This is a genomic window from Xanthomonas sp. SHU 166 (assembly GCF_000364685.1).
Classification (GTDB): domain Bacteria; phylum Pseudomonadota; class Gammaproteobacteria; order Xanthomonadales; family Xanthomonadaceae; genus Xanthomonas_A; species Xanthomonas_A sontii.
The window spans coordinates 1-1,377 of sequence record NZ_AQOJ01000979.1; the positions used below are offsets into that span (position 1 = coordinate 1).

At 70.7% G+C, this 1,377-nt stretch carries 2 protein-coding genes; both read left to right on the forward strand.

Going from position 1 to position 1,377, the window contains the following annotated elements; genetic code table 11:
* Positions 1–863: acyltransferase (locus D180_RS21820; protein WP_017914446.1), on the forward strand; the 863-nt coding region annotated here is incomplete at its 5' end.
* Positions 787–1,377 (forward strand): LolA-related protein (locus tag D180_RS21825; protein ID WP_087963578.1); only part of this gene is annotated, 591 nt, incomplete at its 3' end. The genes D180_RS21820 and D180_RS21825, both read left to right, overlap by 77 nt.

Below are 1,377 nucleotides of genomic sequence, written 5' to 3' on the forward strand. Positions count from 1 at the left end.
CGATCACCCTGTATTTCCTGCTGGTGCGCGGCCCGGAGCGGCGCGATTCGCGGCACTACCTGAGCCGTGTGTTCGACCGCCCGGCCACGCTGCTGGAGGTGGCCCGGCACATCCACACCTTCGCTTCGACCATCCTCGACCGGGTGTTCATGCTGTGCGGGCAGATGCACCGGTTCCGGGTGCAGATCCGCGGCCTGGACCAGTTGCACACGCAGATGGACCGCGGCCGCGGCGTGCTGATCTTCGGTTCGCACCTGGGCAGCTTCGACGCGCTGCGGGTACTGGCCACCGAGCGCCCGGACGTGCAGGTCAAGGTGGTGCTGGACAAGGCGCACAACCCGGCGATGACCGAACTGCTGGGCGCGCTGAACCCGCAACTGGCCGCCAACATCATCGACGCCGGCATGGACAGCACTTCCATCGTCATGGCGATCAAGCAGGCCACCGACGAGGGCGCGCTGGTCGCGCTGCTGGTGGACCGGCCGCGCCCGGAGGATCCGGCGCTGCCGGCCGCGTTCATCGGCCAGGGCGCCCTGTTCCCGACCTCGCCGTGGCTGATCGCCGCCGCGCTCAAGGTGCCGGTGGTGCTGGCGTTCGGGCTGTACCGCGGCGGCAACCGCTACGAGCTGGTGTTCGAGACCTTCAGCGAAGGCCTGGACCTGCCGCGCCGGCAGCGTGCGCCGGTGCTGGCCGCGCTCATCCGCGATTACGCCGCCAGGCTGGAGCATTACACCCGCTCCGCGCCCTACAACTGGTTCAACTTCTACGACTTCTGGAACAACCGCCATGCCGATGCGCCGCACCTTGCCGTGGATGCTGATACTGCTGTGCAGCGCCGCACCGCTGAGCGCCGCATCGCCTGAGGCGCCGGACGCCGACTGGATCCTGCAGAAGCTGGCGCGGCCGGCGCCGGTCAGCACCGCCTTCGTCGAACTGCGCGGCTCGGCGCTGCTGAAGGCGCCGCTGCGGGTGCAGGGCGAGTACCGCCGCCCGGACGCGCAGACGCTGGTGCGCGAGGTCACCGCGCCGTACCACGAGACCACCACCCTGCGCGGCAGTGAAGCCACGCTGGAGCGCGAAGGCAAGCCGCCGCGGCGCTTCTCGCTGACGCGCGTGCCGGAACTGGCCGGCCTGCAGAGCGGTTTCGGCGCGTTGCTGTCCGGCGACCGCGCGCTGCTGCAGCAGCAGTTCAACATCAGCAGCAGCGGCACCCGCGAGCGCTGGCAGCTGCAGTTGCAGCCCAAGGATCCGGCCATGGCCGCGCACGTGCGCAGCCTGCACCTGTACGGCCGTGGCGCCGAACTGCGCTGCATCGAGACCACCCCGGCCAAGGGCGACGTCCAGCGCACCCTGCTGGCCGGTGCCGCGCAGGCCGCC